The sequence below is a fragment of the Sphingobacterium sp. HMA12 genome (assembly GCF_002933815.1).
GTDB lineage: Bacteria > Bacteroidota > Bacteroidia > Sphingobacteriales > Sphingobacteriaceae > Sphingobacterium.
Genome location: NZ_BEYR01000001.1, coordinates 1,923,894 through 1,941,317, shown reverse-complemented (window position 1 = coordinate 1,941,317; position 17,424 = coordinate 1,923,894). Strand labels below are relative to the sequence as shown.

Annotated in this window: 9 protein-coding genes; 7 read left to right on the top strand and 2 right to left on the bottom strand. The window is 44.2% G+C overall.

Going from position 1 to position 17,424, the window contains the following annotated elements:
* Window positions 1-25: 25 nt before the first annotated feature.
* Window positions 26-1,924, bottom strand: a complete 1,899-nt coding sequence (locus HMAT_RS08310) for a RagB/SusD family nutrient uptake outer membrane protein (protein ID WP_046675262.1) — start codon at window positions 1,922-1,924, stop codon at window positions 26-28.
* 13 nt (window positions 1,925-1,937) lie between these two features.
* The gene (locus HMAT_RS08305; RefSeq protein WP_233789149.1) at window positions 1,938-5,120 is read right to left on the bottom strand and encodes a SusC/RagA family TonB-linked outer membrane protein; all 3,183 of its coding nucleotides are present in this window, start codon (window positions 5,118-5,120) and stop codon (window positions 1,938-1,940) included.
* 439 nt (window positions 5,121-5,559) lie between these two features.
* On the opposite strand from HMAT_RS08305, the gene HMAT_RS08300 reads away from it, so the two are divergent.
* The 7 genes from HMAT_RS08300 (at window position 5,560) to HMAT_RS08270 (ending at window position 17,420) form a co-directional block, all read left to right on the top strand.
* Window positions 5,560-9,636 carry a hybrid sensor histidine kinase/response regulator transcription factor gene (locus HMAT_RS08300; protein WP_104382272.1) on the top strand — a complete coding sequence of 1,359 codons (4,077 nt, stop codon included), beginning with the start codon at window positions 5,560-5,562 and terminating at the stop codon, window positions 9,634-9,636.
* Window positions 9,637-9,819: 183 nt separating this feature from the next.
* Window positions 9,820-10,488 carry a fructose-6-phosphate aldolase gene (gene fsa / locus HMAT_RS08295; RefSeq protein ID WP_104382271.1) on the top strand — a complete coding sequence of 223 codons (669 nt, stop codon included), beginning with the start codon at window positions 9,820-9,822 and terminating at the stop codon, window positions 10,486-10,488.
* Window positions 10,489-10,495: 7 nt separating this feature from the next.
* Entirely contained in the window at window positions 10,496-11,353 is an 858-nt protein-coding gene (locus tag HMAT_RS08290; protein WP_233789148.1) for a transketolase, read from the top strand.
* A gap of 28 nt (window positions 11,354-11,381) precedes the next feature.
* Window positions 11,382-12,344, top strand: coding sequence for a transketolase family protein (locus tag HMAT_RS08285; RefSeq protein ID WP_104382269.1), 963 nt, complete (start codon window positions 11,382-11,384; stop codon window positions 12,342-12,344).
* Window positions 12,345-12,412: 68 nt separating this feature from the next.
* Window positions 12,413-13,237, top strand: a complete 825-nt coding sequence (locus HMAT_RS08280; RefSeq protein WP_104382268.1) for an esterase family protein — start codon at window positions 12,413-12,415, stop codon at window positions 13,235-13,237.
* 125 nt (window positions 13,238-13,362) lie between these two features.
* Complete coding sequence (locus tag HMAT_RS08275; protein WP_233789147.1) at window positions 13,363-15,837, top strand: glycoside hydrolase N-terminal domain-containing protein; 2,475 nt, start codon at window positions 13,363-13,365, stop codon at window positions 15,835-15,837.
* A gap of 23 nt (window positions 15,838-15,860) precedes the next feature.
* Window positions 15,861-17,420, top strand: coding sequence for a glycoside hydrolase 43 family protein (locus HMAT_RS08270; protein ID WP_104383348.1), 1,560 nt, complete (start codon window positions 15,861-15,863; stop codon window positions 17,418-17,420).
* The last annotated feature ends 4 nt before the right edge of the window (window positions 17,421-17,424 follow it).

Sequence of the window (17,424 nt, the reverse complement as noted above, 5' to 3'; positions counted from 1 at the left end):
TTTAAATGATTAAATGAAAAACTCGTTACCAGCCTGGGTTCTGATAGAACTCGGGATACATATTGACATCTCTGACCTTTAGTGGCAGCCAATAATGCTTGCTCGTAAATTTGCGTTCCAGAATAACGTTCTCTTGAATATTGACTACGCGATTTTGAGACGGATCTTGGTTGTTAAACATACCTGCTCGATCAAACGAAACTGCTTTCTTTAAGGTGTAAGGCGCTTCGGTCAATAACAACCAACGGCGCAGATCATTAAAACGGTGACCTTCGAAGGCAAGTTCCACAGCACGTTCGCGACGTAGCTCGGGAAGCAGGGCGGCCGCGGAGCTGAGAAATTTGCTGTCTACATGGCCCACACCGGCGCGATCGCGTACGATATTGATGGCATCGACAGCTGTTTTACCGTAATTGTCTGCTTTGCCCGTAGCCGAATTGGAAGCCATTAGGGCAGACTCGGCATACATCAGATAGACATCAGCAAGACGCATGTAAGGGACGTAAATATGAAGATTGGTACCGTAACTGTAGGCTTGATCATATTTATTGGATGTTAAAGGGATAAATTTGCGTAAGACGTAGCCTGTCTGACTTCCGGTACGGGTATCCCGATAGCTTCCGCCTGTGAATAGATTGGCATAGCGGTTTTTTTCTTCTGATGCCGACATATTTCCCTGTACGACTTTTGTGCCGTCAAAAATAATGTCCTTATAAAAGCGTGGGTCGCGATCTTTCCAGGGGTATTCGGCATTGTATCCCGACTCCGCATCGGACTGGGTAATGTCCTTGATCGGTAAGCCGCTTTTCATGCCATAGTAATCGACATAATTTGCCGTTGGATTAAACTTAAGGTCGCCATCTCCAACCTCCAGTGGAATATATTGTTTGCTTGTTCCCCAGTTAGACACCCAAGCGTCAATATAAGGGCCTCTGAATATGGCCTCTGTACTACCTGGCATGGCCCAGTTTTGTCCCGTGGTGTAAAAGTTTAAATGAATATTGGCCAGGGGTACCAGTGCATAATTTGTCTGGCCGCTCTCCACAAGGGACAGCAATTCGCCAAAGGCCTGGGCAGCTTTTTTGCAGTAATCAGCCTGATAGGTTTTACTTCCGGTGGACTGAAAATTCATCAGTGGACTTCCTGCCCAAAGGTAGTTTTTGCCAAGATAGGCCAGTGCCATGATTTTATTGATGCGCAACTGGTTTTTACCGAGTGTACGCTTTCCAGCGGTTGTATTGTCCCAGTCGATCGGCAAGAGGTTGGCCGCTTCTCTAAAATCGGCCGCGGCAAGGTCTGCACAGGCCTGGTAGCTTAGTCTTGGCAACCGAAGCTTTTCGTCACTTGGGAGTACATAATTGATGTACGGCATACCGCCAAAGTATTCCATCAACCGGTGGTGAAACCAACCCCTGAAAAATAACAATTGCCCTTTGATCAGGTTTCTTTCCTCCTGCGTAGCTTCGGTCAGTTTATCGATGTTCTCTAGGCCAAGGCTTATTTTACGAAGGCCAAACCAGGAGGCACTCCATAGATCTCGGAAGGCACGATTGGCAAATACATCGTCGTTTCTGGTGGTAAAATCCCCCTGATCCATCCAACCCGCACCCCAGCCGTCGAATTCCCTTTGCCAACCCCAAAAATTGCCTTGATCGATCTTGTTTACATAATGAAAGTTGTTCGCTGTGGAAGTTATTTCATCTTCACCCCAGTTCCAGGAGTTGGTCCAGTAGTTGTTGCTGAAATTGACTACACAGTTGTACAGTTCTTCAGTATAACCCTGAAAGTTGATAAAGTTTTTAAATGCTTCTTTGGATGATACATTCGACTGTTCCTCTTTGTCTAGATATTTATTGCAGGATAGTAGTGAGGCAGTGGACCACAGTACACCCGTTATAAAGATTACCTTAAAATATTTTTTCATCTGTCTAATTGCTTTAAAAAGTAATGTTTGCACCTAGATTGAAACGCTTTACCGTAGGATAGGCTCCTTGAGAAGCCCAACCGGTACCGGCGTAATTGGATTCTCGGTCATCCGGCATTTTCGACCAGAAGACCAGGTTGTTGCCATTCAGGAATAGGCGGAGGTTTTGAAGGCCCAGGCGTTTGATTACGCCGGATTCGCGATTAAAATTGTAAGCAATTTCTGCTGTCTTTAATCGAATGTATGAACCGTCAAACATATATCTGTTGCCAGGGGCGTAGCTGCTTGACTGGGATAACCACCGGGGGAGTGGTACATCCGCATTGATATTGTCCTTTGACCAATAAGAACCTTCATCGTAGGCTAAATTTAGTTGCCCCGAGAAACTATTGAAGACAACCTGACGCGTCACATTGTTGACGGCATACCATTGTGTCATGACACTGAAATTCTTCCAGTCAAACCCAATTGTACAATTGTAGGTGTTTTGTGGAACGGAGGGAAAGGCATAAGGAATATTGTCTTTGGCATCGATAATACCATCGCCGTTATAGTCCAGGATGTGGTAATTGCCGGGAAGCTTCGCAAGGTCATTGCTTTCATGTATGGTGCTGCCATACAGTTCATCCCAGGTATTATAATATCCGGAGCTAACATAGGAATAGGTTTGACTCACCTGTTTGTTATCCGGTTTTTGATATTCGGGTAGCAACTCAGGTGCATCGGCATTAATGACTTTATCCTTGGCATGAGTAAAATTGACATCGGCCCATATCCGCCAATCGGGGTTAAGTTGTTTATTGAATTTCAGTTCGACCTCATAACCTTTATTTTCTACCTCTCCAAGGTTGGCCGTTGGAGCCTCGACCCCAAAATAGGATGGAATAGACCGACCGCCACCTGTGATAAGCACATTCGTCCGATGATCTTTAAAGAAGTCTACCTTTCCGGAAATCTGTCCATTGAACAGTCCGAAATCCACGCCGAAGTTTAATTTCTTCACTTTTTCCCAACGGATATTGGGGTTTCCAAGCACATTTTCTTTATACCAGATGTAAGGACTGGTATTTCCATCCGAGTAGGAAAACCGGCCATCTACCCCCATTCCTGAAGTACCGCCATAAGCCCATTGCGTTAAATAAAGAAACTGTCCACCACCACTATCGTCGCCAATATCCCCATAAGAGCCACGCAGCTTTAAGGTGTTCAAAAAGGATAAAGGTTTCATAAACTCTTCTTCCGAAACTAACCAGCCAATACCACCTGAATTAAAAAAGGCAAATCTGTTTTCGGGGGCAAATTTCTCCGATCCTGTATATGCGCCGTTATACTCCAGCATATATTTGTTTTTATAGTTGTAGGTCGTGCGGAATACCCAGTCTTCGCGATAGGAGGGAACGGTGCTCCCCCTACCGTATTGATTTCGGTTGACAAGTCCCATTGCCGAAATATTGTGGTGTTGCGCAATGGTTGTTGCATAATTTAATTGTAGCTGATAAAATAATCTTCTGTAAGTGGCTCTGTCGTCGACAAATCCTGCTCCTGTTGTCCAGTCAATACCCTCCACAAAATCAAATCTATTGGTGCCATCGAAAGGGATCTGATACGTAGGAAGTCCAGTTTTGGGATCTATCCACTTGCTCTGTGTGTTATTATTTGCGTCGTTGATACCACGATTGGCTTCAACAAAAGTGTTATCCAGCGAGAGTGTTCCACGTATATTAAGCCCTTTTGCTAAAAACTTAAGATCCTGTTCCAGTGTGAAATCGCTTGTAATGCGACTTGTAGTTGTATATTCCGTTCCACTGATGGCCAGTACACGCGCGGAGTTTATTCCGGCATTCGGATTTGGCGCATTAAATCCCCAGGTACCATCGGAATAACGTGGGTAAATAACATCCGGTGCTACGGTATAGGCTGCAATCCAATAGGAATAATTATTGCCGCCACCAAATGGACTTTTTCGGACACCACGGGAGCCCGCTAGATTCGTTGAAAATTTTGTTGTTGGCGTAAGCTGGAAATCCAGATTCGAACGTACATTGAGCCGGTTAAATCCATAACCCGCTTTATAACCTCTGGCGTTTTCAAACTGGCGGAACATATCACCTTCGTAGAGATAATCTGCATTGGCAAAGTATTTGACAAATGGTGTACCGCCGGCAATATTAACACTGCTATTTTGCGAAAATGCTTGGCTTTTAAAGAGTTCTTTTGCCCAATCGGTATTTACATAGCGCTCCCGTTCCGTTTGGTCGGCCGGGAAACGGTATTTATTGATAATATCCTGTGGTGAATAATCGGCCCAACTTGCAGGGTTAATGCCTAATTCATACTCAATCACTTTATTGCGTAGCATCAATGCATCGTATGAATCCATTTTGCCCGGAAGTTGGGACACGGTCTTAACAATGTTGTTGACGGTACCGCGTATCAGCATTTGCCCTTCTTTCCCCCGCTTGGTGGTGATTAAAATAACGCCGTTGGCTCCTCTGACACCATACACGGCGGTTGCTGATGCGTCTTTGAGCACGGAAATAGTTTCGATGGAACTGATATCAACGGCGGATAATGGTCGTTCCACCCCATCGACCATGACTAATGGGTCGGTATTATTCCAGGTACTGCGTCCGCGGATCACAATACGAGGGTCTTCTTCCCCCGGCATACCGGTACTTGCCGTGGTAATGACCCCGGGTACGTTACCGGTCAATGCCGCTCCTACACTAGAAACACCACCTGCGCGCTCGAGGATTTTACCGGAAGTTTGCGCAATGGCGCCAACAACGGTTTCTTTTTTCTGACGACCGTAACCGACCACAACGGTTTCCTCGATTTCGATAGACTTATCGGTTAACTGTACTTCTACCGTATTCTTATTGTGGATATCCACTTCGAGTTGACCATATCCTAGTTTGGAGATGGTCAATAAATTATTATCTGCAGGGACTTGGATCGTGAAAACTCCATTGTCATCGGTAGCCGTGGCTAGCGAGGTGCCCTTTACCCTGATGGAGGCGCCGCTCACCTTTTTATGGTTACTATCGACGACAATGCCCCTTATCTGCCTTTTGGCCTGAGCATAGAGTGTTGCCTGTCCCACATAAAGCAGGAACAGCAGTAAAGTGAATGGCTTAGCTATACCCCATAGCTTTTTCCAATACCTTACTCGTGTGATTGTACATGTAATCATCATCGCATTTTTGGATTGATAAATAGGTTGAAGAATTCGTGGTTAAATTTTCTCTAATTGGCTAGATACGTTTGTATCCGTATTCCCCTTGATTATTTTGATAAAAAATCAAGGGACAGTCATGGATCATCAGGTACTGTCATATGCTGTATAATAATTGGTTAAATTTTCTTTTATAATGACATAGCAACCGGTTGCATTGATTGCATATAGTTTTCCCTATATTGGGAACGCCTTTCAAAGCCGTTTATAATTGTAAATCAAAGCTAGCCATTGGAGAATTTAGTGGATAGCAAGAATGTTTAAATGAAGGATAAGAATGTCAAAAATTACCCCTTACATGGTGTAAATGATAGTGGAGACTAGTTTAGTAGGGATTAATTTGATAATTTAGTTGACAGCTCACTTCAAGTTTTTATGGTGGGATGATATACCTAAAGATATGATACGGATTTTACTGGCATTGAGCTGGATATTGCTGACCTTTTTTTCGTACGGGCAAAACCAGCCTGTAACATTTCAACGCTATTATTCAAAAGACGGGCTTTCTTCGAATACCATCTATAGTATCTATCGCGATAGCTATGGTTTTCTTTGGTTAGGAACAGAGGATGGACTTAACCGCTTCGACGGACGTCATTACAATGTGTATCGCTATGATGCCAATAAAGCAAACAGTTTAATGGCAAATCATATATCGGCCTTAAGTGAAGACAGAAAGGGAAGGATATGGATTGGTACTAATGGAGGTGGATTAAGTTATTATGATCGGGAAGCTGACCGCATCCGCTCGTATAATCTTACTCCCGACGGTAAATGGCTCAGTACCGCTATTAATGCAATTGATAACGACGCAAACGGAAATATTTGGATCGCTTCCTATGGTGCTTTGTTTATCGTGGATGTGAATGATCTACAAAAGAAGATGGATCCCACCTATCGACATATTGTGGAAATGTTTGCGGGTAAAGTGACGGGCTGTGTCTTTCGTGATCGACGAGGTAACATGTGGGTATCCTCAGAGAATGGAATTTTTCGTATCTCAGCAGATTTAAAGACTATTAAACGTTTTGAAGTCCTTTCGGAGCAGGAGAGGTATGGGAATGGGATTGAAGTTACCTCCATTGTTGAAGACGATGAGGGGAGAATCTGGATTGGGTCTATGCTTGGACTTAAATATTTGAGTCCTGGCGATGTTCAGTTCAAAAAATTTGGTACGGGATTAGGAAAAGGTGCTTTGAGCAGCCCACGCATTTATACGTTGTGTTACAATCAAAAGCGGGACTTATGGATCGGAACGGATAATGGTCTCGATGTACTTAATACCGGCGATTTTACAGTTCGGACCTTTAAACCTGATCCAAGTAATGTACATAGCCTTTCTCATAAATCGATACGGTCTATTTTTATGGACAAGAGTGGAATCTATTGGATAGGTACATTTCAGGGCGGCTTAAATAAGTTCGATACCAATTTAAGTCAATTTAGTTTGAAAAGCCTGGATTTCCTGGAAGGAATGACTGGGGACCCAGCTATAGTGACTTCGTTTGCGGCCTATCAAAATAAGATCTTTCTGGGGGTCGATGGTGGTGGTATTTGGAAATACGATCGAACGACGGATCGATTGTCGCCTGTTGTACTATCTGCGAGCCTGCCTAAAGATCTTACGGTGCTCACCTTGGAAAGAAAACTCGATCAACTTTGGATCGGAACTTATCAGCAAGGGGTGATGAATTACGATCTCACTTCAGGAAATCTCAAAAGATACACCGTTGGGAATAGAACAGACAACTTGAATAATAACGATATTTTTTGTTTGAAAGTCGACTTTCAGGGAAATACATGGGTTGGGACAAATGGAGGCGGTGTGAATATCATCCAAAAGGGAAGTGGAACTGTCAAAAAATACAAACGGGAAGAACACCCAGACGACGGGATCGAGTTGCCGGGGAATTTTATACGTGCGCTAACGGAAGATCAGGAGCACAATATGTGGATAGGAACGTACGGCTCGGGTCTGGTGATGTATGACCCTTTGAAACAACGGACTACACAATATGATAAAGCGAAAAATAAGCTTCCAAGCAATTATGTATTGGCCATACATATGGATAAAAATGGGAATTTATGGGTTGGAACAAATGGCAATGGGGTAGGCTTGCTACGAAAAGGGAAATTACTATTTGAAACACTTTCCGAGAAAGATGGACTAGTAAATGGTGCTATCCAGAGTATTGTGGAAGACGACAAAGGAAGAATATGGTTTTCAACAAACAAAGGATTGAGCTGTTATTCTCCGGCACATCATACGTTTAAAAACTATTCAAATGCCGTGGGATTGCAAGAAGGTGCTTTTATGCTGGGTGCGTCGTTAAAAACGGACGATGGAGAAATTTACTTTGGCGGTCAGAAGGGATTTAACCATTTTTATCCGGCACATTTAAAAACAAATAGCAATCCTGCCAAGGTCGCACTGACGGATTTAAAAATTGACAATGTGATCGTGCAGCCCACGGAGAAAGGTCCAATTCAGCAGTCTCTGTTGACTGCCGATCGTATCAACCTGAAGTACAAACAAAATTTTTCAATTTCTTTTGCGGCTCTAAATCTAACTGTGCCTGAGGATAACCAATACGAGTACCGACTTGTCGGTTTTGACAAAAATTGGATTCGCAATGGCAAGGAAAACAGCGCCTATTATACAAATTTGGATCCCGGAGACTATGTCTTTGAGGTACGCGCAAGCAATAATGATGGCATTTGGAACAAGGAGATCAAATCAATTGCTATACATGTTGCTCCACCGTTTTGGCGTACCATTTATGCCTATCTATTTTATGTGCTTGCAGTGTTGGGTGTACTTCTATGGATCAGGCATCGTGGCATTCAAAAGTTAAAGCAAAAATTTGCGATTGAGCAGGAACGTATCCAGGCGCGGCAGCTTATTGAGCAACAGAAAAGGGATGCAGAGACCAAACATCAATTGGATGCAATGAAGATTAGGTTTTTAACTAATTTAAGTCATGAATTCCGCACACCAATCTCTTTGATCATGGGCCCTATAGATGCATTGGTTGCTAAAAATAAAGATAGTAAGCTGGGGGAACAGCTTAATTTGATCAGTCGTAACGCGCGCCGCCTGTTGAATTTAGTCAATCAGTTACTTGATTTTCGAAAAATGGAATACCATGAACTGAAAGTGCAGGATGAAGAAGGTGAATTGGTATCTTTTGTACAGGAAGTATACCGCTCTTTTCAGGACATGGCCTTGCAAAAAGGAATCGATTATTCTTTTTACCCTTGCCAGGAGAAATTATATTGTCGATTTGACCGTAACAAGGTTGAGCGTATTTTGTTTAATTTGATCTATAATGCTTTTAAATTCACGAAAAAAGGTGGGGACATCGCCGTAAGTATATCTTCGGTAAATATGGTCAATAAAAAGCTGCATGTTTACCTTGAAGTGCGGGATACTGGTATCGGAATTCCCGAGCAGTTGCAACAATCGATATTTGAGAGCTTTTTTCAGCATGATACTGAGGGTAAAGTGGCGAGCCAAGGTTCAGGAATCGGACTGTCAATTGCACAATCATTTGTTCAGATGTATCATGGCGAGATTTCGGTAAGCAGTCAACCTGACAGCGGAAGTGTCTTTAAGTTTGATCTATGGTTGGATCAAGCTGATCCAGTTTACGAAGGTGTGCCTGAACCAGAAGCGATCGCTTTGGCACAACCTGCCGAGCTTAGACAATGCCCACTTGTGTTGATTATTGAAGATGATGAAGATTTTAGGTATTACCTCAGCGAGTCTTTAAAAGAGTATTATCAGGTTATCGAGGCTACCAACGGGAAGGATGGCTGGCAAAAAGCACTTTTCCATCATCCTGACCTTGTGGTGAGCGATGTACAGATGCCGTATATGAATGGTATGGAATTTTCACAGAAGCTTGCACAGGATAAGCGGACAAAACATATCCCTGTTGTTTTGCTAACGGCTTCGCAAGTCGATAATGGTCTTGTCTGTGGCCTTGAGTCTGGGGCGGTGGGTTACCTGACCAAACCCTTTGATATGGATGTACTGGTGGCGAAGGTTAACAGCCTGCTCCAGCTGAACCAAGCATTCAAGGAAGTCTATAGTAAACAGGTATCTATTGTAGCTCCCGAAATGACGATTAAGTCCGAAAAAGATAAATTTTTACAAAAAGTGCTCAAATATGTGCACGATAATATCGATAATCCACAACTTTCGGTAGAAGCGCTGAGTGCCCACACATCGATGAGCCGAGCCTCCCTATACAATAAGTTGCTGGAACTTACGGGAATGTCACCTGTAGATTTTATACGCTCGGTAAAACTAGAAAAGGCTGCAGGCTTGCTTGAAAAAAGTGATAAGTCCATTTCTGAAATTGCTTACGAGACGGGATTTGCCAATCCAAACTATTTTACAAAAGTCTTTAAAGCGAAATATCAAATGACACCAAGTGAATATATCCAATTGCAAAAAAGCACATCCGTGTAATAAGCACAAAATTGTTGTTTAAAAAGGTCGTTTTAGATCAGTTTTTTGGAAGGGTAATCTGTTTTAAACATTTTTACCCTTCTTTTTTTTATTTGTTGCAATCCTATCTGGTTGAAAACTATAGTTTTGCCTTATAACCAATCGCTAGAGATCTAGCGAATACAAAACTAATCAACTCAAAAAATGAAATTTTTTATCGATACAGCAAGTCTCACTGAGATTCGTATGGCTCAAAATTTAGGTGTCCTAGATGGAGTGACGACCAATCCTTCGCTCATGGCCAAAGAGGGCATTACAGGAACAACTCATGTACATGCCCATTACAAAGCTATCTGTGATATTGTGGAGGGTGATGTCAGTGCTGAAGTGATTTCGACTGATTTTAACGGGATGATTGACGAAGGTTTGCTCTTAGCGGCCTTGGACACTAAGATTGTTGTTAAGGTTCCGATGACTGAAGACGGCATTAAAGCGATTAAATATTTTAGTACAAAGCAAATTAAAACCAACTGCACCCTGGTATTTTCTGCCGGGCAGGCACTCTTGGCTGCCAAAGCCGGAGCAACTTATGTATCTCCTTTTGTCGGTAGGCTCGATGATATCTCTGTCGATGGACTCGCCCTGATCCGCGAAATACGGACCATTTATGATAATTATGCTTTTGAAACCCAAATTCTTGCGGCTTCGGTACGTCATAGTGCGCATATACTAGGTTGTGCCAAGATTGGTGCGGATGTTATGACGGGACCTTTGCAGGCGATCTTCTCCCTCTTAAAACATCCGCTGACGGACAGTGGGCTCGCTCAATTTTTAGCTGATCATAAACGCGTTGCTGCACAAAGTAACAATTGAGATGGTCATGACAAAACATAGTATACATAATTTAGAAGCGATTGTTAAGCAAGTCCGAAGGGATATACTCCGCATGGTACATGGTTGCCAGTCGGGGCATCCGGGAGGATCGTTGGGTTGTACTGAATTGTTGGTCTCTTTGTACTTCGAGTTGATGCAGCGAAACGATCATTTTGACTTGAATGGTATGGGGGAAGATCTGTTTTTCCTTTCCAATGGTCATATCTCTCCGGTATTTTATAGTGTGTTGGCGCGATCGGGGTATTTTCCAATTGATGAACTTGCTACTTTCAGAAAACTCAACTCACGGTTGCAGGGACATCCGACAACACATGAAGGACTGCCAGGTATCCGGGTCGCTTCGGGATCCTTGGGACAAGGGCTTTCTGTCGCTATTGGCGCTGCTCAAGCAAAAAAACTAAATAAGGATAACCGCTTTGTTTATGTGCTGATGGGCGATGGTGAATTGCAGGAAGGGCAGGTATGGGAAGCGGCCATGTATGCAGCCCACAACGAAATGGACAATTTGATTGCTATTGTAGATTACAATGGTGCGCAGATTGATGGGGCTACCAATGATGTCCTTTCGCTGGGTGACCTACCTCGCAAATGGATGGCATTTGGCTGGAAGGTTATTGAGATTATGCGTGGTAATGATATTGGTTCTGTGATTTCAGGACTTCAAAAGGCCCAAGCTTCAACCGGAGTTGGCTTGCCAGTAATGGTGTTGCTCCATACGGAAATGGGTAATGGCGTCGATTTTATGATGGGCTCGCATAAATGGCATGGCATAGCGCCCAGCGATGAGCAACTAAGTTTGGCCTTAAACCAGAATGCAGAAACTTTGGGAGATTATATTGCCTAATCGTAGGGTGATTTTGAAATAGATTAACATGAAAAAATATACATACACAGAATCGAAAGACACACGTTCTGGATTTGGAGCCGGTTTGCTGGAAGCGGGAAAGGAAGACGAAAATGTGGTTGCACTCTGTGCAGACCTGATCGGTTCCCTCAAAATGAACGATTTCATCAAGGCCTTTCCGGAGCGTTTCTTTCAGATCGGCATTGCCGAAGCAAATATGATGGGTATTGCGGCTGGACTTACCATTGGTGGAAAAATACCGTTTACAGGTACATTTGCCAATTTTTCAACGGGTCGGGTATATGATCAGATCCGGCAGTCCATCGCCTATTCGGATAAAAACGTAAAAATAGCAGCCTCGCACGCAGGTCTCACCTTAGGCGAAGATGGAGCGACGCATCAGATATTGGAAGATATCGGATTGATGAAGATGCTTCCCGGGATGACGGTGATCAACCCTTGCGATTATAACCAGACGAAGGCAGCGACGAAAGCTGCCGCCAAGCACGAAGGGCCTGTTTACCTGCGGTTTGGACGGCCAGTGGTGCCGGTTTTTACACCCGAAGATCAGCAATTTGTGATCGGTGAAGCCGTGATGCTCAACCCGGGTAATGCAGTGACCATTTTGGCAACAGGGCATCTCGTTTGGGAAGCTATACGTGCGGGGGAAGAATTGGAAACATTGGGTATTGATGCCGAAATCATTAATATCCATACCATCAAACCCCTAGACGAGAAAGCGGTACTGACTTCTGTCACTAAGACGGGCTGCGTTGTTACAGCCGAAGAACATAACCGTATCGGTGGACTCGGAGATAGTGTCGCACAACTGTTAGCAAAACAATTGCCTACTCCGCAAGAATATGTAGCTGTAAACGACAGTTTCGGTGAATCGGGACCGCCAAGTGCGCTGATGGATAAATATGGCCTAAACGCCGACGCTATTGTAGCGGCGGTATTACGGGTACTCAAGAGGAAAGTGATGGCTTAATTGAAATTGGGTTGTTAATAATAGGAATGCTTAACCTGATATTTATGTACTGTTAAACCAATTATAATATGAAAAAGATGATCTGCACGGCACTGTGCGTTTTGTCCGTCAACCTGATCGTACAGGCACAACAGGTTGCACCCAAAGGATTTGATGTTGAGCAGCAACTGGCATCAACCGGGAAAATAGATTCTATAGTTTATCCGTCAAAAACTGTAGGTGTATCCAGAAAAGCGGTCATATATACACCACCGGGATACAATACGACAAAGAAATATCCTGTGCTTTATCTGTTGCATGGAATTGGAGGAGATGAGCGAGAATGGTTGAGACATGGAAATCCCCAGGTTATTTTTGATAACCTCTATGCGCAAGGAAAAATGGAACCTATGCTGGTGATTATGCCCAATGGCCGTGCCATGACAGATGACCGCGCCGGTGGAAATGTAATGGCTCCGGATCGGATCGCTGCATTTTCAACTTTTGAAAAAGATCTCCTCGATGATCTGATCCCTTATGTAGAATCTAGATTCTCCGTCAAAAAGGACCGCGAACACCGGGCAATTTTTGGATTGTCCATGGGTGGGGGGCAGGCCCTGAATTTCGGACTTGGCCATATCGACACGTTTGCCTGGGTCGGTGGTTTTTCTTCTGCACCTAACACGAAGTTACCGCAGGAATTGCTACCTGTTGCGAAAGAAGCTAAAGACAGGCTTAAGCTGCTGTGGATCTCCTGTGGCGACCAGGATGGCTTGCTCAATATCAGTAAGCGGACCCATGATTATTTGCTGGAGCATCAAGTTCCGCATGTATATTATTTAGAACCGGGAGGACATGATTTCAATGTATGGAGAAATGACCTCTATAATATCTCCCAGTTGTTATTTAAGTGAACAAAAAGTAAGGAAGTGAAATAGTGTCCGGCTATAATATAAATCAAAAGGTTCCTGTTGGGCGCGCTGGATAGGTAGATCTCAATAGGGGATCGAATACCTGAAAAAATAATTCGAAACAGTAGATGATGCATGCAAGAGAAATGATCGGAAAATTTATTTTTAAATGTATTGGTGTACTGTTCGTGATGTTATCCATGAACAGTACATCTGCCCAGAAACGATCGGCATTAACGATGTGGTATGATCGTCCTGCCGATGCTAAGGTATGGGAGCAAGCCCTGCCGCTCGGTAATGGACGGTTGGGAGCTATGGTTTATGGAATTCCGGCTGTTGAGAGAATACAGCTCAATGAAGAAACAATCTGGGCCGGAGGACCTTATCGAAATGATAATAAGAAGGGCGGAGCGGCATTGCAAACCATTCAGAATTATATATTCGATGGAAAATCTGCTGAAGCTGACCGGCTTGCCAATGAAACTTTTTTCACTAAGACACATGGGATGCCTTATCAGACAGCAGGCGACATTCTGCTCCAATTTCGGGGTCATGAACAGTTTCAGGATTATTATCGTGAACTGGATCTTGAACGGGCAGTCTCCTTGTCACGCTATCAAGTTAATGGTGTGACTTTTACCAGAGAAGTTTTTACTTCATTTGCCGACGATGTGATTATCATGCAGATTACATCAAGCAAGAAGGGAGCGCTCAACGGTACATTGACCTATCAAAATGAAGCGAGGCATCGTATTTTTAAAAAGGGGCAAAATCTTATTTTAGAGGGTAGGGGGACGGATCATGAGGGGATAAACGGACAGGTTGTCTACCAAATTCATACAGGCTTACAACATACAGGTGGTAATATTGTCGTAACGGACTCGTCGATTGATATACAGCAAGCGAGCAGCATTCGTCTCTATATTTCAATTGCGAGCAATTTCCAGAATTATAAACAATTGGGAGCTGATCCATATACGCTGGCAGCAGAACGGCTGCAAAAGGCCATGGACAAGGATTATCAGCTTGCTTTGAGGCAGCATACGGTCGCTTATCATAAACAATTTAGTCGTTTTCAGCTCCATTTGGGGAGCGATAGCAGCGAACAGCTGGAGCCCATACCATTGCGTATTGCAAATTTTGCCCGTACCCAGGATCCGGCACTGGTGACACTGTTGGCTCAGTTTGGACGCTATTTGCTTATCTGCTCTTCGCAGCCGGGTGGTCAGCCGGCCAATCTTCAAGGTATCTGGAACAGGTCCATGCAACCTGCATGGGACAGTAAATATACGATCAATATAAATACCGAAATGAACTACTGGCCAGCTGAGGTCACTAATCTTTCCAGTACGCATGTGCCATTATTTTCCATGATCAAAGAGCTCAGTGAAAGTGGAGCAGAAACAGCGAAGACGATGTACAATGCACGGGGCTGGGTGGCTCATCACAATACAGATATCTGGCGTGTGACCAGTCCGATTGATTTTGCGGCTGCCGGAATGTGGCCCAGTGGAGGGCTATGGTTGTCTCAGCATCTGTGGGAGCATTATCTTTTTACGGGCGATAAGATGTTTTTAAGGCAATATTACCCTGTTATGAAGGGGGCTTGTGATTTTCTCTTGTCCACGCTGATAGCGCATCGCGGTTATCCCGCGGAAAAATGGCTCGTATTGAGCCCTTCCATTTCGCCCGAACAGGGGCCGCTCGCTGCAGGAGTAACGATGGATAATCAGCTCTGCTATGCTATGTTGACCCGTACGGCCTTAGCCGCAGAAGCGCTGGGGGTCGATTCGATCTATAAAGATACACTGCTGGCTACGGCGCGACGTATTCCACCGATGCATATTGGAAAATATAATCAGCTACAAGAATGGCTGGAGGATGTCGATGACCCTCAAAATCAACATCGGCATGTATCACATTTATATGGATTATTTCCCGGCAATCAGATCTCGCCTTTCCGTACCCCTGAACTGTTTGAAGCGGCGCGTAATTCATTGGTCTATCGTGGTGATTTTGCGACAGGATGGTCAATCGGATGGAAAATAAATTTATGGGCCCGCCTGCTGGATGGAAACCATGCTTACGAGATTATAAAAAAAATGCTGACAGTCTCCGATGAAAATCATCCTGATGGACGTACCTATCCAAACCTGTTTACTGCACATCCACCATTTCAGATCGATGGTAATTTTGGCCTAACTGCGGGTATCGCCGAAATGCTGATTCAAAGCCACGACGGAGCTGTGCATCTGCTGCCGGCTATTCCGGAGTTGTGGAAAGAGGGATGGGTAAAAGGAATAAAAACGCGCGGTGGATTTGAAATTGACCTGCAATGGAAAAACGGAAAGATAAAGGAGCTTCAGGTATTTTCGGCATTAGGGGGCAATCTGCGCTTGCGGACAAGATTCCCATTAAAAGGCCGTGGGCTACAGGTCGCAAAAGGGAATCAGACAAACCCTCTTTTAAATCCAATACAAATACCAGGGGCTATTCAGTCGGCGCATTCACATCTGAAAGGGATCGAATTGCCAAGTTTTTATGAATACGATGTGCTGACCTTACCGGGGAAGAACTACACGTTTAGGGAGCTACTGAATTAATGCGATTAATTAATCCTGTCAATATGTTAAGAATGAAAATCAGCGCTTTGGTGTTCTGTTTGATGAACCTATTTTTTGGGGCAACAGCGCAACAGGCCCATAATCCAATCATCTTTGCCGATGTACCCGATATGTCCATGATACGTGTCGGTGATACCTACTATATGAGCAGTACCACGATGCATATGAATCCTGGTGTTCCGATTATGAAATCCAAAGATCTGGTCAATTGGACCTTGGTCAACTACGCGTACAATCGCCTTGGAGATCAGGATGAACTTCAATTGTCAGACAAAAAAAATGCCTATGGACATGGTTCCTGGGCGAGCAGTTTACGTTTTCATGAGGGGCAGTACTTTGTGAGCACATTTTCTGCCAACACGGGGAAAACACATATCTATCGCACACGTGATATTGAGCGTGGACCTTGGATTTCAAGCGAATTTAGACCGATGATGCACGATCACAGCTTATTCTTTGACCAAGGGAAAATCTATATGATCTGGGGTGGAGGCCGGATCAATATTGCTGAATTATTACCAGATTTTTCAGGCATAAAGATGGAGACACAACGAGTTTTGATCGACGATGCCTCCTTACCTGCCAAGCCTAAAGAGGGCAAAGGTGGTTTACCGGCAGAGGGATCCCAGCTGTTTAAGATCAATGGCATGTATTATCTTTTTAATATTTCATGGCCAGCAGGAGGAATGCGCACCGTGATCGTGCATCGGGCGAGTCAACTAGAAGGTCCCTATGAAGGTAAAGTGGTACTACAGGATCAGGGTGTGGCGCAAGGTGGTCTGATCGATATGCCGGGTGGACAGTGGTATGCGTACCTTTTTCAGGATTACGGTGCAGTAGGCCGAATTCCGTTTTTGGTTCCCGTCAAATGGGAAGATGGATGGCCTATGCTTGGTCTTGGCGGAAAAGTCCCTGCCACATTGGATCTTCCTGCAAATAAAAGTTTAAGTCCCGGAATCGTTAACTCGGATGATTTTGACAGGAAAGCTGGGCAGGCAGCTCTCCCTTTGGTATGGCAATGGAACCATAGCCCAGACTCCAGCCTATGGTCGGTGACCGAACGCAGCGGTTTTCTGAGACTACGTACCGGCGAGCTTACCGATAATTTTTTGGCTGCCAGAAATACATTGACACAACGCACCACGGGACCAAAATGCAGCGTTTCTATCGCTCTTGAGGTTTCTAAAATGAAAGATGGTGATTTTGCGGGCCTATCGCTGCTGCAGAAAAATTATGGATTAGTGGGAATCCGTATGGAAGGAAATACCAGATCATTGGTTATGATCAATGCAGCGACAGGTGTACCGCGAGAACTGGCTAGGATCGGTGTCAAACAGACGCGTATATTTCTCAAAGCGAGCTGCGATTTTACCGACAGAAGAGACAGGGCTCAATTTTTTTATAGTATGGATGGACAGCATTGGAATACAATTGGTGATGAGCTGGCAATGAGCTATACGATACCCCATTTTATGGGGTATCGGTTCGGAATTTTTAATTATGCGAGCAAAGCAGCCGGCGGCTATGTAGATGTGGATTACTTCCATTTGACCACAAATTAAGATG